At 64.1% G+C, this 21059-nt stretch carries 15 protein-coding genes; 7 read left to right on the top strand and 8 right to left on the bottom strand.

Annotated features, from left to right (window positions below; translation table 11 throughout):
* The first annotated feature begins 315 nt into the window (after positions 1-315).
* Positions 316-1179, top strand: coding sequence for a sulfurtransferase (locus HF916_RS33275; protein ID WP_168793087.1), 864 nt, complete (start codon positions 316-318; stop codon positions 1177-1179).
* 31 nt (positions 1180-1210) lie between these two features.
* Positions 1211-2101 carry a tRNA glutamyl-Q(34) synthetase GluQRS gene (gene gluQRS / locus HF916_RS33270; RefSeq protein WP_168793086.1) on the top strand — a complete coding sequence of 297 codons (891 nt, stop codon included), beginning with the start codon at positions 1211-1213 and terminating at the stop codon, positions 2099-2101.
* A 193-nt stretch (positions 2102-2294) separates the two neighbouring features.
* Here the strand turns inward: gluQRS and HF916_RS33265 are convergent, their stop codons facing one another.
* The 6 genes from HF916_RS33265 to purT form a co-directional block, all read right to left on the bottom strand.
* A complete protein-coding gene (locus HF916_RS33265) occupies positions 2295-3767 on the bottom strand; it encodes a DEAD/DEAH box helicase (RefSeq protein ID WP_168793085.1) in 1473 nt (490 codons plus the stop codon).
* A 430-nt stretch (positions 3768-4197) separates the two neighbouring features.
* Positions 4198-5634 carry an aldehyde dehydrogenase family protein gene (locus HF916_RS33260; RefSeq protein ID WP_168793084.1) on the bottom strand — a complete coding sequence of 479 codons (1437 nt, stop codon included), beginning with the start codon at positions 5632-5634 and terminating at the stop codon, positions 4198-4200.
* A gap of 84 nt (positions 5635-5718) precedes the next feature.
* Positions 5719-7371 (bottom strand): acetolactate synthase large subunit, encoded by a 1653-nt coding sequence (locus tag HF916_RS33255; protein WP_168793083.1) that lies wholly within the window; start codon positions 7369-7371, stop codon positions 5719-5721.
* 242 nt (positions 7372-7613) lie between these two features.
* Positions 7614-7982, bottom strand: a complete 369-nt coding sequence (locus HF916_RS33250; RefSeq protein WP_168793082.1) for an MliC family protein — start codon at positions 7980-7982, stop codon at positions 7614-7616.
* Between the two features lie 94 nt (positions 7983-8076).
* Positions 8077-8289 (bottom strand): DUF6726 family protein, encoded by a 213-nt coding sequence (locus HF916_RS33245; protein ID WP_168795733.1) that lies wholly within the window; start codon positions 8287-8289, stop codon positions 8077-8079.
* Positions 8290-8429: 140 nt separating this feature from the next.
* On the bottom strand, positions 8430-9644 hold the full coding sequence (gene purT, locus HF916_RS33240) for a formate-dependent phosphoribosylglycinamide formyltransferase (protein WP_168793081.1): 1215 nt from the start codon (positions 9642-9644) through the stop codon (positions 8430-8432).
* A 253-nt stretch (positions 9645-9897) separates the two neighbouring features.
* On the opposite strand from purT, the gene HF916_RS33235 reads away from it, so the two are divergent.
* Complete coding sequence (locus HF916_RS33235) at positions 9898-10437, top strand: META domain-containing protein (RefSeq protein WP_168793080.1); 540 nt, start codon at positions 9898-9900, stop codon at positions 10435-10437.
* 264 nt (positions 10438-10701) lie between these two features.
* The gene (locus HF916_RS33230; protein ID WP_168793079.1) at positions 10702-15018 is read left to right on the top strand and encodes an FtsK/SpoIIIE family DNA translocase; all 4317 of its coding nucleotides are present in this window, start codon (positions 10702-10704) and stop codon (positions 15016-15018) included.
* Between the two features lie 199 nt (positions 15019-15217).
* On the opposite strand, the gene HF916_RS33225 is transcribed toward HF916_RS33230, so the two are convergent.
* Positions 15218-16513, bottom strand: coding sequence for a lactonase family protein (locus tag HF916_RS33225; protein WP_168793078.1), 1296 nt, complete (start codon positions 16511-16513; stop codon positions 15218-15220).
* A 232-nt stretch (positions 16514-16745) separates the two neighbouring features.
* Between HF916_RS33225 and HF916_RS33215 the strand changes: the two genes are divergently transcribed.
* Positions 16746-16898, top strand: coding sequence for a DUF3096 domain-containing protein (locus HF916_RS33215; protein ID WP_168793077.1), 153 nt, complete (start codon positions 16746-16748; stop codon positions 16896-16898).
* Positions 16899-17151: 253 nt separating this feature from the next.
* Here HF916_RS33215 and HF916_RS33210 read toward each other — a convergent pair whose 3' ends face one another.
* The gene (locus HF916_RS33210; RefSeq protein ID WP_012432276.1) at positions 17152-17397 is read right to left on the bottom strand and encodes a hypothetical protein; all 246 of its coding nucleotides are present in this window, start codon (positions 17395-17397) and stop codon (positions 17152-17154) included.
* A gap of 239 nt (positions 17398-17636) precedes the next feature.
* On the opposite strand from HF916_RS33210, the gene HF916_RS33205 reads away from it, so the two are divergent.
* Both HF916_RS33205 and HF916_RS33200 read left to right on the top strand, forming a co-directional pair.
* Positions 17637-19517: a glycoside hydrolase family 15 protein gene (locus HF916_RS33205; RefSeq protein WP_168793076.1), complete on the top strand. Its 1881-nt coding sequence runs from the start codon at positions 17637-17639 to the stop codon at positions 19515-19517.
* Between the two features lie 181 nt (positions 19518-19698).
* The gene (locus tag HF916_RS33200) at positions 19699-20976 is read left to right on the top strand and encodes a polyhydroxyalkanoate depolymerase (protein WP_168793075.1); all 1278 of its coding nucleotides are present in this window, start codon (positions 19699-19701) and stop codon (positions 20974-20976) included.
* Positions 20977-21059: the final 83 nt, after the last annotated feature.

The raw sequence follows: 21059 nt of genomic DNA, 5'->3' as shown, positions 1-21059 counted from the left end.
CGGAGTTTTCAGGCCAAAACCGCGCGTTAGCCGATCGGCTTAGGACGCGCACGCGGGAGCCGCGTGCACAGGCGCTCCTGAAGCGGCGGACCATGCCGACGTCCGGTCGGACGAAGCGAATCGACAGCAAGTTGACAAACGATTTGCGCTACCGCAACCCGTTGGCCATTCGGCCGAGTCGGGGAAAGCGCCGGGTTGAGAGATAATGCGGGTTTCGCCCTATTCGACGTGGCCGCGCCGAATGGCGTTTGAAGGCGGGCAGCCCAATGCGCCCCGTTTTCCGCGAGGCCGGTCACTTCTTACCGCTGGACACACATGAGTATCGTCAATCTCTCTTCGTATCAATTCGCGACTATCGAAGACACCGCCGCATGGCGCCCGTTTGTCACGGAACGTTGCAACGCGCTCGGCCTGAAGGGCACCATTCTGCTGGCGCCGGAAGGCATCAATCTGTTCGTCGCCGGCACGCGCGAGAGCACCGACGCTTTCATCGCCTACATCCGCCACGACGCGCTGTTCGAAGGCAAGTTCGTGAATCTGCAGTTCAAGGAAAGCCTGTCGGACAAGCAGCCGTTCACCCGTATGCTGGTCAAGCTCAAGCGCGAGATCATCACGATGAAAAAGCCGGCCATCCGTCCGGAGCTCGGCCGCGCGCCGTTTGTCGACGCGCCCACGCTGAAAAACTGGCTGGACCGCGGTCACGACGACCAAGGGCGCCCTGTCGTGATGCTCGACACGCGCAACGCGTTCGAAGTGGACGTCGGCACGTTCGACAACGCGCTCGACTACCGCATTACGAAATTCAGCGAGTTTCCCGAAGTGATCGAGCACAATCGCGCCGACCTGGAAGGCAAGACGGTGGTGTCGTTCTGCACGGGCGGGATTCGTTGCGAGAAAGCCGCGATCCACATGAAGGAAGTCGGCATCGAAAACGTGTACCAGCTCGAAGGCGGCATTCTGAAGTACTTCGAGGAAGTGGGCGGCGCGCATTATCACGGCGACTGCTTCGTGTTCGACTACCGTACCGCGCTCAATCCGCAACTCGAGCCTAGCAAGACCACGCAATGCTTCGGCTGCCGCGCGGTGGTCGCGCCGGAAGCGCAAGAATCGCCGCTGTACGTGGCCGGCAAGACGTGTCCGGAATGCCATCCGGACAGCAAGGCGGCACGCGCCGCGTGATGGTGGCGGCGCACAACGCCACCACGCAACCATGACCTACCGCGGACGTTTCGCGCCCTCACCCACCGGGCCATTGCACTTCGGCTCGCTGGTCAGCGCGCTCGCAAGCTGGCTGGACGCGCGTGCGCATCACGGCGCATGGCTCGTTCGCGTTGAAGACGTCGATGGCCCGCGCACCGTGCCGGGCGCCGCGGAAGACATCCTCGCCACCCTCGAACGCTTCAGCATGCATGCGGACGAGCCGCCCGTCTGGCAAAGCACGCGGACGGCGCGCTATCAGGAAGCGCTGGAACAATTGAAAGTGACCGGGGTGATTTATCCGTGCGGCTGCACGCGCAAGGAAATCGCCGACTCGCTGCTCAACGCGCACGCGCGCAATACGACCCTCGCGTATCCCGGCACCTGCCGCGACGGCCTGCACGGCAAACCGGCGCGTGCATGGCGCCTGCGCGTGCCCGATGGCGACAGCGCGGTCATCACGTTCGAGGACCGCTGGCAGGGCAAGCAAACACAGAATCTGGCCACGGAAGTCGGCGATTTCGTTCTGAAGCGTGCGGACGACCAATGGGCGTATCAACTGGCCGTGGTCGTCGACGACGCGGACGCCGGCATCACGCACATCGTGCGCGGCGCGGATTTGATGGATTCAACGGCACGGCAGATCTATTTGCAGCGCTGTCTGGGCGTGCCGACGCCTGAATATTTGCATGTGCCCGTCGCCACGAATGAAGAGGGCGAAAAACTCAGCAAGCAGAACGGAGCCACAGCACTGGATAGCGACCAGCCGCTTGAAGCGCTGAGCGCGGCGGCACGGCATCTCGGGCTCAACCTGGAAAGCGCTGCGGCCCATACGACGCTAGACGGTTTTTATGCTGCCGCCACGGTGGCATGGGCAAAACGGATGGGCTTATCAGCAGCGTGAACGCGATTCGCGTCTGAAAATGATTTCACCGTGCGCGGCGTGCATTTCGCAGACTGGCTGCGGCAACCCGCGCGCTTGCGCGGTGCGGGGCGAGTTTATGAAGCGCCCAAATTTTGCCGAGCTTCAGACGGCGCCCCGCTGGCGGCCGAGTCCGGCCCGCGAGATAAACCGAGCCGCATCTGCGAACCACCAATCAGGAAGACGAGGACGACTTCCTCGGCATCCCAAACCCACCCAGCAACGCTGCCAGCGGCTGCTTGGATGCCGCCTTTTGCGGCGCGGCCGAAGCAGCCGCTTCCTCGATCTTGCGGACCGAAGAAGGCGACGGCTCATAAGGCTTCAGGAAGAAATCATCCACGGGCTGCGCGCGATGATGATGCGGCCGGTCGAACGAACCCGACGACGACGCACCCGTGCGACGACGGCTGCCGCGATCCTCACGGCCCTCGCTGCTACGCTCGCGGCGCGGCGCGCGCTCTTCATGGTGATGCCGCACCGGTGCTTCTACCGTCAGACGTTGCACGTCCAGAGGACGCTTGATCAGCTTCTCGATATCGGCCAGCTGCTTGCGCTCGTTCGGGCTGCACAGCGACAACGCATCGCCCGAAGCACCCGCACGGCCGGTGCGGCCGATCCGGTGCACGTAGTCTTCCGCATTGAACGGCAGATCGAAGTTGATCACCGTCGGCAGTTCGGCGATGTCGAGGCCCCGCGCGGCGACATCCGTCGCCACCAGCGCCTCGATCTCGCCGCGCTTGAACGCGTCGAGCGCCTGCATCCGCTCGTTCTGCGTGCGGTCGCCGTGAATCGCGGTCGCAATCACGCCGTCGCGCTCGAGGCTGCGCGCCAGACGGCTCGCGCCGATCTTGCTGTTGCAGAACACGAGGACCTGCTTGAGGCTGCGCTCGCGAATCAGTTGCACCACCGCGCCGGTCTTGTCGCCTTCGGCGACTTCGTAGACGACCTGCGTCACGTTGGTCGCGGTCGAGTTGCTGCGCGCGACTTCGATGGTCTGCGGATTGCGCAGATACGTGGCGGCCAGCTTCTTGATTTCGCCCGAGAACGTGGCCGAAAACAGCAGCGTCTGACGTTCTTTCGGCAGCAGGTTCAGGATGCGCTGCAGATCCGGCAGGAAGCCCATGTCGAGCATCCGGTCGGCTTCGTCGAGCACGAGGATCTGCACCTGGCCGAGATTGGCCGTTTTCTGTTGCACGTGATCGAGCAGACGGCCCGGCGTGGCGATCAGAATCTCGACGCCGCGGCGCAGTTGCTCGGATTGCGGATTCATATCCACGCCGCCGAACACCACCGCGCTGCGCAGCGCGGTGTGCTTCGCATACGACTGCACGTTCGCGGCGACCTGGTCGGCCAGTTCGCGGGTCGGCGTGAGGATCAGCGCGCGCACCGGATGGCGGGCGGGCGACGCGCTCGTGCTGGCTTGCGGCAGCAGGCGCTGGATGATCGGCAGCGAGAAGCTCGCGGTCTTGCCGGTGCCGGTTTGCGCGGCGCCCATCATGTCACGGCCGGCCAGCACGACAGGGATCGCCTGCTCCTGGATCGGCGTAGGGACGGTGTAGCCCGACTCTTTGACGGCTTTCAGGATGTCGGGCGCGAGGCCGAATTGATCAAAAGTCGCAGTGCTGGGCGTGACGGCTGTGTCGGACATGGTGGCTTTCGCTAAAAATGCGCTTGGCGCGTGCGCGCGGCAGCGGTCGGAACCGCAAAGGGCATTGTGATGAAGGCGGAGCCACGGCGTTCCGCACGGGACCCGTTGGACCTGTTGGTACGGCGGGAAAAAATGCGGCCGGCTCCGGCCGGCGGAAACACCCGCCGGAAAGGCCGGTATTGTAGCACTTCAGCAAAAACACTCATGGCGCATGTGCCGGCTTTCTGCTTACGCCCGCGAAAACCGGCCGCCGACTCTGCGCACACGCTCCGGCAAATCGTGCCAAAGCACCGGCGTGCCTCGCTCGCAGCGTAGTGCGTGGAGACGACAGTTGCGTGACAGCGTGTGGCTTTCCGCGCCGCCGCGATCAGCCCGCAACGCGGCCTCGGCCATGCGAGCGGCCCTGCCGCCCATCACCCGCCGCACCGATTCACCACGTCTCGCGCATCACCATCAACCGCAGTTCAGTCATGTCCTCGATCGCGTAGCGCACGCCTTCACGCCCCAGCCCGGAATCCTTTACGCCGCCATACGGCATGTTGTCGACCCGGAACGACGGCACGTCGTTGACCACCACGCCGCCCACGTCGAGTTCGTCCCACGCGCGATGCGCGTGCGCGAGCGAATCCGTGAACACGCCCGCTTGCAGCCCGAAATCGCTGTCGTTGACAGTCGCGAGCGCGGCGCCGAAATCGTCGAAGCGCTCAAGAATCGCCACCGGCCCGAAGGCTTCCTTGCGATACAGATCGGTGTCGCGTTTCACGCCTTCGAGCAGCGTGGCCTCGAACATCGCGCCGTCGACCTTGCCGCCCGCGACGATTTTCGCGCCCGCCTGCACCGCGCTTTCCATCCAGCCGGCGAGGCGTTTGGACTCCGATTCCGAGATCATCGGCCCGACGAAGGTCTTTTCGTCTTTCGGATCGCCCATCACCAGCGTCTTCGTCTTGGCGATCAACTTCTCGCGCAGCGCATCATAGATGTTTGCATGGACCAGAATCCGCTGCACGCCGATACAGCTCTGCCCCGATTGATAGAACGCGCCGAACGCCAGCCGATCGACCACATAGTCGAGCTTCTCGCCCTGATCGCCGTCGACAATCGCGGCCGCGTTGCCACCCAACTCCAGAATCACCTTCTTTTTGCCGGCTTTCTTCTTCAGGTCCCAGCCCACCGCGGGCGAGCCAGTGAAAGACAGCAATTTGAAGCGCTCGTCGGTGGTAAACAGATCGGCGCCGTCGCGATGCGCGGGAAGAATTGAGAATGCGCCTTTCGGCAGGTCGGTCTCCGCCAGAATCTCGCCCATGATGAGCGCGCCGACCGGCGTGCGGCTCGCCGGCTTCAACACGAACGGCACGCCCGCCGCGATGGCCGGCGCGACCTTATGCGCGGTCAGGTTCAACGGAAAATTGAACGGCGAAATGAACGAACACGGGCCGATCGGCACACGCTTCACGTAGCCGTGATAGCCCTTGGCGCGCGGTGCAATCTCCAGGTTGACGATCTCACCGTCGATGCGCACCGACTCCTCCGCCGCCACCTTGAACGTATCGATCAGGCGCGTGACTTCGCCTTTCGAGTCGTTGATCGGCTTGCCGGCTTCGATGCACAGCGCGAGCGCCAGTTCGTCGTAGCGCTCGCGAAAGCGCTTCACGCAATGTTCAAGCACCGCCTGGCGCTTGAACGGGGGAAAGGCGCGCATGGCAGGCATGGCGTCGACGGCGTAGCCGATCGCTTTGTCGATCGCGGCGGCGTCGGCCATCGCGACGCGGGTGGCGACTTCGCCGCTGAATTTATCGGTGACTTCGAGGTCGGTGTTGGCGGCCACCGCAACGTTGGCCAGGTAGTACGGGTAAGTCTTCTGCAACATGACGCGTCTCCTTGATCCGATGCCTGACAATGTGACAATGGAAAAGCTGCCCGCAAGAGCCGCTCCTCTTCCACTCACCCGCCGTTACAGTTGCGCCGAAAGCCGCTTGATTTCCCGATTCAGCACGCGCTCGTTGTCCGAATAGTCGATCGGCAGATCGATCACATGCACGCCGGGCGTCGTGAAACATTCGCGCAGCAACGGCGCGAATTCCGCCGCCGATTCGACGCGGTGCCCTTTTGCCCCGTAGCTGTTCGCGTAATCGACGAAATCCGGATTGCTCAGCGTCATGCCGTAGTCCGGGAAGTTCATGTTTTCCTGCTTCCAGCGGATCATGCCAAACGCGTCGTCGCGCACAATCAGCACCACCAGATCCAGCTTTAGACGCACCGCCGTTTCGAGTTCCTGCGAATTCATCATGAAGCCGCCGTCGCCGCACACGGCCATGACCTTGCGGTCCGGGTGCACGATCTTGGTGGCGATCGCGGACGGCAACCCCGCGCCCATCGACGCCAGCGCGTTGTCGAGCAGCAGCGAATTCGGTTCGTGCGCGCGGTAATAGCGGGCGAACCAGATCTTGTACATGCCGTTGTCCAGACACACGATGCCGTCGACCGGCGTGGTCTCGTACACGTCGTTGACGACGCGCACCGGATACATGGGAAAACGGTCGTCGTGCTGGCCTTTGGCCAGATGCGCCTCGAAGTGCTCCTTGATCTCCTTGAAGCGCGTGAAGTCCCAATGCTTCTGGCGCTCCTTGAGACTTTCCTTGAGTTGCCACACCGCGTTCGCGATATCGCCGACCACTTCGATCTGCGGGAAGTACACGGTATCGACTTCCGCGCCGAGGAAATTGACGTGAATCACCGTTTTCTCGCCCGCGTCGCCGCTGCGCATGAAAAACGGCGGCTTCTCGATCACGTCGTGACCGACATTGATGATGCAGTCCGCGTGGTCGATCGCGCGGTGCACGAAGTCGCCATCGGAGAGCGTCGCGTTGCCGAGCCACATGGGATGCGATTCGTCGATCACGCCTTTGCCCATCTGCGTCGTGAAGAACGGAATGCCGATCTGGTCGACGAATTCGCGCAGCATCTTGGTGGTGGTCTTGCGATTGCCGCCCGCGCCGATCATCAAGAGCGGATGCTTCGCGCTGGTGATCGCCTCGACCGCGCGCGCCACGGCTTTTTCCTCGGCGACGGGACGGCGGCTGAAGCTCTTCGGAATCGGCTTGCCGTCGCCCTCTTCATGTGCGACGTCTTCGGGCAATTCGAGGTGCGTGGCGCCCGGCCGCTCTTCTTCCGCCTGACGAACCGCCTCGCGCACCATCGCCGGAATATTGGCGATCGACACGATCTGGCGTGTGTACTTGGTGAGCGGCTCCATCATGCGCACCACGTCGACGATCTGGAAATGCCCCTGCTTGCTCGACTTGATCGGCTTTTGCCCGGTGACCATCAGCATCGGCATGCCGCCGAGTTGCGAGTACGCCGCGGCGGTCACGAAGTTGGTCGCGCCCGGCCCGAGGGTGGCCAGACACACGCCGGTGCGACCGGTGAGACGGCCGTACGTGGCGGCCATGAAACCGGCCGCCTGTTCGTGACGCGTGAGGATCAGACGGATTTTCGAGCGGCGCAGCGATTCGAGCAGATCGAGATTTTCTTCACCGGGAATGCCGAACACGTACTCGACACCTTCGGCTTCCAGCGATTTGACGAACAGGTCCGATGCTTTCATTGAGGGTCTCGCTTGATGATACGGACGCGGGCCGCGACCCCATCGCTGGGGCCCGGAAACGGACGATCGAAAACGACGCCGACCACGCCGACAGTGCCCGGCGTGACTACGATGGCATGATGCGGCGGCACGGCGGCAATGCCATGCGGCACAGCTTACTACTCGAATGGAAACGGTGTGCGCTGGCGGGCAATGCGGACAAGGCAAGCCGCGGCATGGGAAGGAAAACCGCCGCATCGCACTCAGCGATTGATAGTGATGCAGTCGGAGAGCATGGGTGGCGCGTTTTCGCCGGCCATTGCGTCATACAGGTCAGCGCGCGGGCCCTTGGTCCACCACGTGTAGCTGCCGGCCTGATATTTCGCGCCGGACGCCGACAGCGTGTTGACGAACAGCAGTTGCTTGCCCTTCACCGGCACGAGCGCGAAGCTTTGGCCGTTCGCCGTGTTCCAGTAAGTGACGTGCAGGATCTTGCCGGTCGCACAGGTGTATTTGTGCGTCTGACGGTTTTTGGTCTGAATCTCGGAGAACTGCAACGGCGCGGCCCACGCCTGGCCGTATAGCGCCGCGAGACCCGCCGCCGTGGTGACTGCAACAAGCCATTTCTTCATGAGATGCCTCGATCGTTGCGGCAAATCGAAAAGGGGCGGCGCGCCGGGGCACATTGCGCCTAAGGGTGCCGCGAAAAGACGGACGACGGATCGGTTATGGATCGATCACGTCGGCGCACGCGTCGGTCGGCGCGGCGGCGACATGCCCGACCAGCGGCACGATCTTCAAGCCTGCCGACGCGACCCGGCACGGCGCAGCCGCGAGGCCGCATCCCGTCAACCCGGCGCACAGCGCGAGCAGCACGCCGAGTGCGCCGAGACGGCCAGTCCAACTGCGCCGCGTGGTGTCGCGGATTTCCAGCGCCATACGTACCTCTACTCCGATGAGCTCGACGAGCCCAATCATCCAGATTGCGCGCGCGGCGATGGTGCCGGGCACGCGGGTCGGGCGGCGCACGGCGAATCGCTGCGGCTACAGCTACGATTCGCGGTGCGTTGCGCCGTCACTTACTTCGCCGACACCGGCCGCACCGCAGCCGCGGCCTGCTTCGCGCGCGAACGTGCTTCGTCGGTATTCTCGCCGGTGGCGAGCGCCACGCCCATGCGGCGCTTGACGAAACTCTCCGGCTTGCCGAACAAACGCAGGTCCGCGTTCGGCACCGCCAACGCCGCGGCGACGCCCTCGAACGCAATCCCCGTTTCGTCGAGCCCGCCATAAATCACCGCAGACGCACCCGGCGCCCGCAGCGACGTATCCACCGGCAAACCGAGGATCGCGCGCGCGTGCAATTCGAATTCCGAAAAGCGCTGCGAGCACAGCGTGACGAGACCCGTGTCGTGCGGACGCGGACTCACTTCCGAAAACCATACGTCATCGCCGCGCACGAAAAGTTCCACGCCAAAGAGACCTCGCCCGCCGAGCGCGGCCGTCACCTTGTGCGCAACCTCGCGCGAACGTTCGAGCGCGAGCGTGCTCATGGGCTGCGGCTGCCACGATTCGACGTAGTCGCCCGCCACCTGCACGTGGCCGATCGGGTCGCAGAAATACGTGCTGACTTCACCGCTCGCCGGGTCGATGGCGCGTACGGTCAACTGGGTGATTTCGTACTCGAAGTCGATAAAGCCTTCGACGATCACGCGGCCATGATTCACGCGGCCGCCAGCCAGCGCGTATTGCCATGCGGGTTCGACGTCCGCGTCGCTGCGGAGCACCGACTGCCCTTTGCCCGACGACGACATGACCGGCTTCAACACGCACGGATAGCCGACTTTGGCGATGCCCGCGCGCAGTTCGTCGAGCGAATCGGCAAATGCGTACGGCGAGGTCGGCAAGCCGAGTTCCTCAGCGGCGAGGCGGCGGATGCCTTCGCGGTTCATGGTGAGCTGCGTGGCGCGCGCGGTCGGGATCACTTCGGCGAGACCGTCGCTTTCGATGGCGGCGAGCGCGTCGGTGGCGATCGCTTCGATCTCGGGGACGATCAGATGCGGCCGCTCCTGTTCGACCAACGCGCGCAACGCGGCGCGGTCGGTCATGTCGATCACGTGCGCGCGGTGCGCCACCTGGTGGCCCGGCGCATTCGGATAACGGTCGACGGCGATCACTTCGACGCCCAGCCGCTGCAGCGCGATGATCACTTCCTTGCCGAGCTCGCCGGCGCCGAGCAGCATGACGCGCGTGGCGGATTCAGAAAGGGGCGTGCCGATCCGTTGGCCGATCTGCATGAGGTCTCCAGATAAAAGTCGGATGAGGGTGGGATTGGATAGAGCACGATGTTAACATGCGGGCCCCTCGCCGCGCCTTGCTCGCGGCGGCCGCACCATGATTCGCGCGTGAAGGGCAACGGCGTGGCACGAAGGCGGCGCGCAAGGGCGCCGCGGCGCTCCGAATCAGCGCTTTCGCGTGCCTTTGCTCTCGCGTGCGGCGAGCTTAGTGCGTTACCCTTACGCCTTCGCCAGTTTGAAGAGGAACGACGCCATGCTCCAAAGCTCCTCCGCGCGACGTGTTGCGCGCTTCACCCCGTATCTGCGCACCGCCCTCGCCGCGTTGAGCGTCGCCGCGCTGTTGAGCGCCTGTGCGATCCCGAAACATCCCGACGCGGAAGCCGCCGCGCCCGATCCATTCAATCCCGCCGCCGCGCAACTGCTCGACGACACCAGTTGGGTGCTGAGCGCCTGGAAACAGGCCGACGGCACGGCGCGCGCGATCCCGGCCGCCGACCAGGGCACGCCGATCACGCTGACGCTCTCCGCCTCGACCGGCCAACGCCACGCCAGCGGCTTTTCCGGCTGCAACCGCTATATGGGCTCATATGCGCTGAAAGACGGCAAGCTGAGCTTCGGCACGCTGGGCGGCACGCGCATGGCGTGCATGACGCCGGGCGGACAGATCGAAGGCGCGTATCTCAATGCGCTCGCGCACATCGACCGCACCGGCGTGCAGATGCGCGCGCCGCAGCAGATGCAACTGGTGCTCGACAACGGCGACACGCTGACCTTCGACAGCAGCACGAAATGAACGAGCCGCGGATCGTCCCTTCGATGCCCTGGCGCGCTAATCAGCGACGCGGGCTGCAAAGCGCAGCGTCGCGATCCGGACGGTCTGCATGACGGGTGAAGGCTGTTCCGACAGCCGTTGTTTTTCACCGACGGCAGGCCGCGCGCCGGTCTGTTTTCCAATTGGACGCAAGCATACTTGCGTCTGCCTTCGAAGCATCGGGCTTCGCCGGTTTAAACTCGACGGATTGCGTTTTTGCGCGTCCGTCATTCGTTGATGTCTAGTATGCACACGGTAGTTTTCGGCTGGTTCGGCGGGTCAGCCGTCTGGTTCATTCCTCTTTTGTGGCGTCTCGTGAAGTCGGCTCTGCCGGGCGGCGCGGGTCTGCGCGGCCCCGGCACGATCCGGCTGTGGCTCGGCTTCGTCTGCGTGCTGGTGGCGAGCTGCACACTCGAGGCGTCGCTGATCGGCGTGGCCGGCGTGAACGGCTTCGGCCATGTGCTGGCCACGGGCTTCGGCCATCTGCTCGGGCATATCGGCACGCCCCTGGCGGCGCTCGCGCTGCTTTTCATCAGCCTGCCGTGGCTGATCGACTTCCGCTGGCGCGATTTCGCCGCCTGGGCGGACGGCGCGTTCGGCCTCGGCCTGTCGCGTGGCCTCGCCAAACGCGACGAGGAAGCGCGCCGTCATCGCAGCGTCGATGATGGTTTGCCGTCGCATGTTTCGCCGGCCACCAATACGATGGCGCCTAAAACCAATGGTCGTTATGCGCGCCCGACGGTCTGGCGTCCGCCGGCGCGTGGACGCGATGCGGCCGCGGCTGGCGCTGCGGCAAGCGTGGCGGGCAAGGATGCGGCGGCGCGTGGCGCTGCGGCGAGCTGGCGCGCGGGCACGGTCACGCCGAGAACCCACGCGACGCAGGCCGAGCCGGTGCTGCGCACGGGCGCCGCGACGACACCGCAGAGGCATGTGCCGATGCAGACGCAACCTCTCAAAACAGACAAAGCCGCGTGGATGCCGGCGGAGCCCGTTGCGCCGGCCGGCTGGTTGCGCGAGTCCGGGCCGCGCGCGGCTGCGCCGGCAGCGGGATCGATGGCGGGATCAATCTCCGGTTCGGCAGCAGGGTCGAGGGTGTCTGGTGCTTCTGGTGCTTCTGGTGCTTCCACTCGCGTTGGCGCATCGCAGGTTGGACGTCGTTCGGCCGGCGAGCAGCGGCCGGCGGGGTCGGCGGGAGCCGGCGCGGGTTTGGTGGCCGGGGGCGCTTTCGCTGCGGGTGCAGCGGCTAAGGTGACTCAGGCTGCCGCGCACACCACGGCGACGGCGCGTGCCGTGTCGGCCAGCGCGAGCCCTCATGCGGCCGCGGGTTTAGTTGGAAATGCAACGAGTGGCGCGGGCCGTCCTTCGACGATGGCCCAAGGCACCGCGGTCCCGGCAGCCTCCGTCAATCGCACGCCAGCGCCCCGGCAAGCTTTCTCGCCTGCCCCGCATTCGAACGACATCACGCCGACGCGAGCAGCGAGCCGTCCGGCACCGAGCTACACGCGGCCGATGCCGGCGACGCAGAAAGTCACGCCGCCTGCCAGCGTCCAGGAGACACTTCGCAGCATCGCGGAAAACGCCGCACGCTGGACCGATCTTGCGGGTGTCAGCCTTGCACGCAGTACCGGCTCGGAAAACGCAAAGGTGACGAGTGCGCCGAACGCGGCGCCGTCGTTCGAGCCTGAGCAGTCGAGTGTGGATGTGCCGCAAGCGGATGCGGCCGAACCGGCTTTGACGCCGGATGCGCATGGACCATCGCTGGAAGTTGCCGACAACGCGCCGGTTGATCACGCGACAAAAGCGCCCACCGATGCGCCGCGCATAAAAGCGGCGTTCGAACTGCCGCCCGAAGTCAGCCACGAGCCTGTCGTGCAGTGGCCGATCGAGCCGCCGATTATTCAACCGCCGTTGACGGCGGCGCCAGCGGTTAAGCACGCGCCGGTTGCTACGCCTGCACCTGCACCTGCACCTGCACCTGCATCTGCACCTGCACCTGCACCTGCACCTGCACCTGCACCTGCACCTGCATCGCAGTATGTGCCGCCGGCCGCCACGCCGACGCCGTTCCAGGTTTTCGCTGCGCAGTTGCAAGCAAGCGAAGCGCACGAGGATGAACCGCCGTTCGAAGACGACTCGACGGCATCGACAACTCACGCCGACCATCACGCGAGCCCGAGCGTTGAAAAGGCACACGCGCTCAGCCAGCCTGCGCACCATTCGGAAGTCATCGCATCGCGCGTCGCCGAGCAGACCACTGCGCCAGCAATTGCCGAACACGTGGAAGAACCCGCACCGTTTGTCGAGCCGCAACCCGCCGCGCCTGCGTCGGCTGCTGAAGTCGTGATCGACAAAACGCTCGCGCCTTGGGAAGCCGAACTCGATGCGGTGCTGGCGCAACACGCGGCTTCGTCATCGAGTGCGCCGGCTGTCGGCCGCGTCGTCGTGTCGAGCGGAGCCGGCCCGATGCATGACGCCACGCCATCGCTGAGCATCGCGCACGCTGGCGAGTCCGTCACGCCCGTCGAAACCGAAACGGTGAACGTCCCTGCCCTGTCGGACGCATCTGAAGCATCGGACTCGTCGACCGCCGCGCACGCTGCAAACATGACCGCCGCAATGCCGCCGCAGCATGTCGCGCCGCACGTCTCGGAGACGTCGGCCACCGCGCACGCGGCGAACATAACCACCGCAGTGGTGCCGCAAAGCATCACACCGCATACCTCGGACTCGTCGGCTAACGCGCACGCTTCGAACCTGCCCACCGCGATGCCGCCGCAAAACCTCGCGCAGCAAACATCGAACGTGGTTCGCTTTCCGGGCTTCGCGGTTCAGACTGCGCCCGTGACATCTGATGTCGCTGACGACGAATCTTTCGCCGTTGAAGAACGGCCGAACGAAGCCGCCATCCCACCGCTAGCGTCGGCAACATCGGCACCGCTCGCGGCACCATTCACAACCTCGGCCCCATCCGCGGAGGCCGCAGAACCCACAGAGCCCACCGAACCCGCCCCCCAACCACGCCCACCCCTGCGCGGCCACAGCCCCGCCAACGGCTTCGAGTTCCGCGCGCCCGCGGCATCGATGGTCGAATTGCCCACGCTCGATCTGCTTGCGCCCGCAGACATCGACGTCGAACCGGTCTCCGAAGAAAAGCTCATCGAAACCGGCCTGCTGATCGAACAGCGTCTGCAGGAATTCAAGGTGCCGGTCACCGTCGTCGGCGCGTCGGCCGGCCCGGTCATCACGCGCTTCGAAGTCGAGCCGGCGCTCGGCGTGCGCGGCAGTCAGATCGTCGGCCTGATGAAGGATCTGTCGCGCGGCCTCGGGCTCACGTCCATCCGCGTGGTCGAGACGATTCCCGGCAAGACCTGCATGGGCCTTGAATTGCCGAACGCCAAGCGCCAGACCATCCGCCTGTCCGAAATCCTCGAAGCCAGCGTCTATCAGAACTCGCATTCGCAATTGACGCTCGCCATGGGCAAGGACATCACCGGCCATCCGGTGGTCGCCGATCTGGCGAAGGCGCCGCACATGCTGGTCGCCGGCACGACCGGTTCGGGCAAGTCGGTGGCGATCAACGCGATGATCTGCTCACTGCTCTACAAGGCGACGCCCGAAGAAGTCCGCCTCATCATGATCGACCCGAAGATGCTGGAACTGTCGGTCTACGAAGGCATTCCGCATCTGCTTGCGCCCGTCGTCACCGACATGAAGCTGGCGGCCAACGCGCTCAACTGGTGTGTCGGCGAAATGGAAAAGCGCTATCGCCTGATGTCCGCGGTCGGCGTGCGCAACCTGCCCGGCTTCAACCAGAAAATCCGCGACACCGAAGCCAAGGGCAAGAAGCTCGGCAACCCGTTCTCGCTGACGCCGGAAGCGCCCGAACCGCTCGCGCCGCTGCCGCTGATCGTGGTCGTGATCGACGAACTCGCCGACCTGATGATGGTGGCCGGCAAGAAGATCGAAGAACTGATCGCGCGCCTCGCGCAGAAAGCGCGCGCCGCCGGCATCCATCTGATTCTGGCGACGCAGCGTCCTTCGGTGGACGTGATCACCGGCCTCATCAAGGCGAACATTCCGACGCGCGTGGCGTTCCAGGTGTCGTCGAAGATCGACTCGCGCACGATTCTCGATCAGATGGGCGCCGAGTCGCTGCTCGGCCAGGGCGACATGCTGTTCCTGCCGCCCGGCACGGGCTATCCGCAACGCGTGCACGGCGCGTTCGTCGCCGACGAGGAAGTGCATCGGATCGTCGAGTATCTGAAGCAGTTCGGCGAGCCGCAGTACGAGGAAGGCATTCTCGACGGCCCGGCCACCGACGGCGGCGCGGCGCAGGACCTGTTCGGCGAATCGCCGGATGCGGAAGCCGATCCGCTCTACGACGAAGCGGTCGCCTTCGTGGTGCGCACGCGGCGCGCGTCGATCTCGTCGGTGCAGCGGCAGTTGCGCATCGGTTATAACCGCGCGGCGCGGCTCGTCGAGCAGATGGAAACCGCGGGCCTCGTATCGGCGATGGGCATCAACGGCAGCCGCGAAGTGCTCGCGCCCGGGCCGGCGGAATGAACAGGGAGCGGTGGTGGTGAGCGGCGGTGAGTCCCGATGATTGCCGGCGCTCTCCACGCGCAAGTCTCAAGCGCAAAAACCTAGCCGCAAAACAACGGGCCGCTGCATAGAAGCGGCCCGTTTTTCATCCGGCGCGCGGCGCCATCACATCGCGCGCCTCGTCTTGCATCGCGCGTCGCACATCGCCGGCAATCTCCTGTTACGACGGCGAGACCAGCTTGAAATCCACCGGCGAGCCGATCTCGAACCGCTTCGGATTCGCTTCGAGCAAACCGCTCTGCTGATCGCGCTTGAACACATACACGGTATCGCTATTCTGATTGCCGACGATCAACCAGTTGCCGGTCGGGTCGATCGCGAATTCACGCGGCGACTTGCCCATGCTCGATTGATGACCGACCTTCTTCAGGTGCCCGTTGGTGGGATCGACCGAAAAGATCACGATGTCGTTCGCGTCGCCGCGATTGGTCGCATACAGAAAGCGCCCGTCCGGCGACAGATGAATCGCCGCCGCGCCCACCGCGCCCTTGAAGCCAGGCTCGGTCAGCGGCAGCGTTTGCACCTGCGTAAGCTTGCCGTCGTTGTAGTTGAACGTACTGACCGTGGCGGCCATTTCGCTTGTCAGATACGCATGTTTGCCCTCGGCGCCGAACACCAGATGGCGCGGACCCGAGCCGGCTTTCTCCTGGTTGTAGCGCCAGTCGGTCGGGCCGAACAGGCCGCGGCTGCCGTCAGGCGTGTAGCGGTACGAGTACAGCTTGTCCGCGCCGAGATCCTGCGCGAACAGATAGTGGCCGTCCGGCGAGAACACGGTGGAGTGAACGTGCGAGTTGTCCTGACGGCCCTTCACCGGACCGCCGCCTTCGTGATGCACCGTGAGCACCGACGCGCCGAGCTGGCCGTCGGCCTGCAACGGAAACACCGCGAAGCTGCCGCCCGGATCGGCCGCCACCGAGTAGTTCGCGGTCAGCAGATATTTGCCGTCCGGCGACAGGCTCAGATAGCACGGATCATTGCCGTCCGAAGAGACCTTGTTGAGGAACGTCAACTGGCCGCTGGCGGCGTCGAAACGAAACGCGCTGATGCCGCCGCGCTGGGTGGCCGGGCCGTTGTCGCCGGGCATTTCGTTGACCGCGTAGAGGAAGCGTCGGTCGCGGCTTACCACGAGGTAGGACGGATTGACCGTCTGCGCGACCGAGACGCGTGTCGCTTCACCCGTCTTCGTGTCGAAGCGATAGACGTACAGGCCTTCGCTCTTTGGGCCGGTATAGGTGCCGACCAGCATGTCATAGACGCCGTCGGCGGGAGCCGGGCCGGCGTCTTGCGCAAACGCATGCGAAGCAACAATCGAGACCATGAGCACGAAACCTTTTATTATCGAGCGGGCGGAGCGCAATGGAGCATGCGTTACGCGCCATGAAGTGGAATCAGCAGCAGAAGGCAAGTGGGAATCTGCAACGGCACGCATCGCGGCGGCTCGGTGACGACGAAGCATATGACCTCCTCGGACATCGGTTATCTGGTTCAATCGGTTGTCATGGTGTCGCTGGTCTGCCGCGCAATCGGTCGAGCGCTGTTCTTATCGAAAGAAGTATAAAAGCGTTGTGTCGGATCATGCAGCGAATCCGTTGGCCGGCATCCGGTCAGGCGGCAATCGGCAGCATGAGTAGCAATTGTCCCGCCTGACGGGGCGTTTTTTCAATCGCGTCTCACACTACGGAGTCTTCATGAACGTCACACTCAGCCTGGGCCCGCTGGTTTCGTTGATCGCCGGTATTCTGATTCTCATCATGCCGCGCCTGTTGAACTACATCGTCGCGCTCTATCTGATCATCATCGGCATCATTGGGATCTTCGGCGTGGGGTCGACGCACTTCTGAGCGGCGGCGGCAATCGCTTACGCAAGGGTTACGCAAGCATGAAACACGACCGGGCGCAGCGCCGGCCCGGCGGCACCTTGCATCGAGGCAGGGCATAAGACGTGCTGAAGCTTCACGCGCCGATGGCCGTGAAGCTTTGAGGCAAGCGATAAAAACGGACGGCGCGGCGAAGCGGCGCACCCTCGCCGGAAGTGTGATGAGTTCGCGCTCAGTGCGACGCATCGACCATCCGGTGTGCGTGAAGCGGCGCCCGTCAGCCGTTCGAAAGCTGATCCAGGCGCAGCCGTCCCTGCAGCGACAGAGCACCGACGGCATAATGACCGTCGCCTGCCTGATAACGCCGGAAGCAGGCCCGTTCGACCAGAAACGCAGCGGCGGTCAGCAGGCCATTGCGGCTCAGGCCTAGCCGGCCATGATCGAGCGGCAACATTGAATCGTCGGCAAGTTCGCTGGCGGCCGAGAGAATCGTGATGCAATCAGATTTCGACGGGTTCAGCATAGCTTTGGTCCTCGGAAACGGCGTGTGTATGCGCCATGGGCGGGGCCGGTTCATAATCCGGAAAGCTCCGGGCGTCGGCATGAAATTTGATTGTAGGCATTGATTTGACAATTACCAACTCGCGTTTTTGCGTCGCGTGATGAACCAAAGCGCATCGCGCTAGTCGGGTAAAGGCAACGACATTTCAACGACACCACGCGCGGCACCGCTCGCCGCACGCAACATTGACTCGCTCCCCTATGCCCGCACTCATCGAAGACTATGCGCTCATCGGCGACGGCCACACGGCCGCGCTCGTCTCCCGCGATGGATCCGTCGACTGGCTCTGCTGGCCGCGCTTCGATTCCGGCGCCTGTTTCGCCGCCCTGCTCGGTACGCCCGACAACGGCCGCTGGCTGATCTCGCCGGTCTCGGACACGCCGCCGACTATCACCCGCCGTTATCGCGGCGAAACGCTGATCCTCGAAACCGACTTCGAGACGCCCGAGGGCGCCGTCACGCTGATCGATTTCATGCCGCCGGGTAATGGCTGGTCGGAAATGGTGCGGCTCGTGGTCGGCAGACGCGGCACGGTGCCCATGAAGATGGAGCTGGTGCTGCGCTTCGATTATGGTTTCTCGGTTCCGTGGGTCGACCGCCTGACACACGACAGCGGCATCAAGGCGATCGTCGGACCGGACACCGCCGTGTTGCGCACGCCGGTCAAACTGCGTGGCGAAGACATGAAGACGGTCGCCGAATTCACCGTCAGCGAAGGCGAGCGCGTGCCGTTCTCGCTTGCTTATGCACCCTCGCACCTGCGAATCCCGCCGGCGCGCGATCCGCACACCTCGCTTGCGCGAACCGAGAATCACTGGCTCGAATGGTCGGCGCGCGGCACGGTCGAGGGACGCTGGGCCGAACCGATCCGCCGTTCGCTGATCACGCTGAAGGCGCTCGCTTACGAACCGACCGGCGGCATCGTCGCCGCGCCCACTACTTCACTGCCGGAACAGCTCGGCGGCACGCGCAACTGGGACTACCGTTACTGCTGGCTGCGCGACGCCACTATCACGCTGCTCGCGATGATGCGCGGCGGCTACTACGACGAAGCACGCGCGTGGCGCTCCTGGCTCGGCCGCGTGACGGCCGGTGCGCCGGATCAGTTGCAGATCATGTACGGCATTGCGGGCGAGCGGCGTCTGCCCGAATTCGAAATCGACTGGCTGCCGGGCTATCAGGACGCGAAACCGGTGCGCATCGGCAACAACGCGGTCGGCCAGCGCCAGCTCGACGTCTATGGCGAAGTGATGAACGCGCTGCATCTGGCGCGCGTCGGCGGCCTGCAGGCGGACGACACCGCGTGGAACGTGCAGCGCGCGTTGCTCTCCCATCTCGACACAATCTGGCAGGAGCCCGACGAAGGCATCTGGGAAACGCGCGGCGGCCGGCAGCATTTCACCTTCTCGAAGGTAATGGCGTGGGTCGCTTATGACCGCGCCATCAAGTCGGCGGAAATGTTCAAGCTCGACGGCCCGCTCGACGAATGGCGCGCCACCCGCGCGCAAATCCACGCGGAAGTCTGCGAGAAGGCCTGGAATCCCGCGCTCAACGCGTTCTCGCAGTGCTACGGCACCGACCAGCTCGATGCGAGCGTGCTGCTGATGCCGCTGATCGCCTTCCTGCCGCCGAACGATCCGCGCGTCAAGGGCACCGTGGCGGCGATCGAACGCGACCTGATGCACGACGGCTTCGTGATGCGCTATCGCACGACTGAATACGACGACGGCCTGCCGCCGGGAGAAGGCACGTTTCTAGCGTGTTCGTTCTGGATGGTGGACAACCTGGCGCTGCAAGGCCGCCTCGACGAAGCCATCGCGATGTACGAACGGCTGCTCGCGCTCTGCAACGATGTCGGTTTGCTCGCGGAGGAGTACGATCCCGCTGCGAAGCGTCTCGTCGGCAATTTTCCGCAGGCGTTTTCGCACGTGGCGCTCGTACACACCGGCCTGAACCTGATGAAACATGAACAGGCCATGGCGCAGGCGACCGGGCAACCGCCCCATAACGGCACCGGAGTAACGGAACTTGATGCTGCTGCAACCCCCGATAGCGGCGCGGCAACATCGCCAGTAGCATGATTTAATAACACTTTGCGGGTTAGCCGCCCGTAAAATGCTGCATTGCACAAATACACGTTGTTCGATATGATCGACTAGACTGTTGGCCGAAAAAACAATGTGCCCACAACCAGAATGGCCTGCCGCAGCGCTATACGCGTGTTTGCGAAGCCCCATGCGAACCGCTTAGAACGGAGCACCGATGCTCTACCAACTGCACGAATTCCAGCGGGCGATGTTGAGCCCCCTCACTGCCTGGGCCCAGGCCGCGTCGAAATCCTTCGCGAATCCCGCCAGCCCTCTGGCCTACGTGCCCGGCGCCACGCGCCTTTCGGCCGGTTACGAACTGCTCTACCGGCTTGGTAAAGATTACGAAAAGCCTGAGTTTAATCTTCACCAGATTGTCAAAGACGGTCATAACATCCCGATTATTGAGCAGACGATCATCGAGAAGCCGTTTTGCCGCCTGATGCGCTTCAAGCGTTTCGCGGACGACAGCGACGCTGTCATCCAATTGAAAGATGAGCCGATCGTGCTGGTGTGCGCACCGTTGTCAGGACACCACGCCACCCTGCTGCGCGACACCGTGAAAACGCTGCTCCAGGACCACAAGGTGTACCTGACCGACTGGATCGACGCACGCATGGTGCCGCTCGAAGCCGGCGAGTTTCGTCTGGACGACTACGTCGCCTACATTCAGGAATTCATCCGTCACATCGGCGCGAAGAATCTGCACGTGATCTCGGTGTGTCAGCCGACCGTGCCGGTGCTCGCCGCCATCTCGCTGCTGGCGAGCCGTGGCGAAGACACGCCGCGCACCATGACCATGATGGGTGGCCCGATCGACGCGCGCAAGAGCCCGACTTCGGTCAACTCGCTCGCCACGCAGCACTCGTACGAGTGGTTCGACAACAACGTGATCTTCACGGTACCGCCGAACTATCCAGGCGTGGGCCGTAAGGTTTACCCGGGCTTTTTGCAGCACACCGGTTTTGTGGCCATGAATCCGGAACGTCACGCTGCGTCGCACTGGGATTACTACCAGAGCCTGCTGCGCGGCGACGAAGACGACGCGGAAGCGCACCGCCGCTTCTACGACGAGTACAACGCCGTGCTCGACATGGACGCGGACTATTACCTCGACACGATCCGCGTGGTGTTCCAGGAATTCAGCCTTGCCGAAGGCACGTGGGACGTTTCCGGCGAACGGGTGAAACCGCAGGACATCACGAAGACCGCACTCTTCACGATCGAAGGCGAACTGGACGATATCTCCGGCGACGGCCAGACCTATGCCGCACACGATCTGTGCACGGGCATTCCGGAAGAGAACAAGCGTCACTTCACCGCGGAAAAGTGCGGGCACTACGGCATTTTCTCGGGACGCCGCTGGCGCACCATCATCTACCCGCAGTTGCGCGACTTCATCCTCGAGCACAACAAGGCGCCGAAGGTAGCGAAGGAAAAAGTCGAAGCCTGAGCTTCGCACGCATAGTCGATAAACAACGGCCTCTTCGGAGGCCGTTGTCGTTTATGAGGATCCCGAAGCCTCAGTGCGCAGCG

The organism is Paraburkholderia aromaticivorans (assembly GCF_012689525.1).
Lineage (GTDB): Bacteria > Pseudomonadota > Gammaproteobacteria > Burkholderiales > Burkholderiaceae > Paraburkholderia > Paraburkholderia aromaticivorans_A.
This window is presented reverse-complemented; position numbering and strand designations above follow the sequence as displayed.

Bases quoted from the DNA above. Each gene is read 5' to 3' on its own strand.
- HF916_RS33275 (WP_168793087.1), top strand. From the start codon at position 316: ATGAGTATCGTCAATCTCTCTTCGTATCAATTCGCGACTATCGAAGAC.
- gluQRS (WP_168793086.1), top strand. From the start codon at position 1,211: ATGACCTACCGCGGACGTTTCGCGCCCTCACCCACCGGGCCATTGCAC.
- HF916_RS33265 (WP_168793085.1), bottom strand. From the start codon at position 3,767: ATGTCCGACACAGCCGTCACGCCCAGCACTGCGACTTTTGATCAATTC.
- HF916_RS33260 (WP_168793084.1), bottom strand. From the start codon at position 5,634: ATGTTGCAGAAGACTTACCCGTACTACCTGGCCAACGTTGCGGTGGCC.
- HF916_RS33255 (WP_168793083.1), bottom strand. From the start codon at position 7,371: ATGAAAGCATCGGACCTGTTCGTCAAATCGCTGGAAGCCGAAGGTGTC.
- HF916_RS33250 (WP_168793082.1), bottom strand. From the start codon at position 7,982: ATGAAGAAATGGCTTGTTGCAGTCACCACGGCGGCGGGTCTCGCGGCG.
- HF916_RS33245 (WP_168795733.1), bottom strand. From the start codon at position 8,289: ATGGCGCTGGAAATCCGCGACACCACGCGGCGCAGTTGGACTGGCCGT.
- purT (WP_168793081.1), bottom strand. From the start codon at position 9,644: ATGCAGATCGGCCAACGGATCGGCACGCCCCTTTCTGAATCCGCCACG.
- HF916_RS33235 (WP_168793080.1), top strand. From the start codon at position 9,898: ATGCTCCAAAGCTCCTCCGCGCGACGTGTTGCGCGCTTCACCCCGTAT.
- HF916_RS33230 (WP_168793079.1), top strand. From the start codon at position 10,702: ATGCACACGGTAGTTTTCGGCTGGTTCGGCGGGTCAGCCGTCTGGTTC.
- HF916_RS33225 (WP_168793078.1), bottom strand. From the start codon at position 16,513: ATGCTTCGTCGTCACCGAGCCGCCGCGATGCGTGCCGTTGCAGATTCC.
- HF916_RS33215 (WP_168793077.1), top strand. From the start codon at position 16,746: ATGAACGTCACACTCAGCCTGGGCCCGCTGGTTTCGTTGATCGCCGGT.
- HF916_RS33210 (WP_012432276.1), bottom strand. From the start codon at position 17,397: ATGCTGAACCCGTCGAAATCTGATTGCATCACGATTCTCTCGGCCGCC.
- HF916_RS33205 (WP_168793076.1), top strand. From the start codon at position 17,637: ATGCCCGCACTCATCGAAGACTATGCGCTCATCGGCGACGGCCACACG.
- HF916_RS33200 (WP_168793075.1), top strand. From the start codon at position 19,699: ATGCTCTACCAACTGCACGAATTCCAGCGGGCGATGTTGAGCCCCCTC.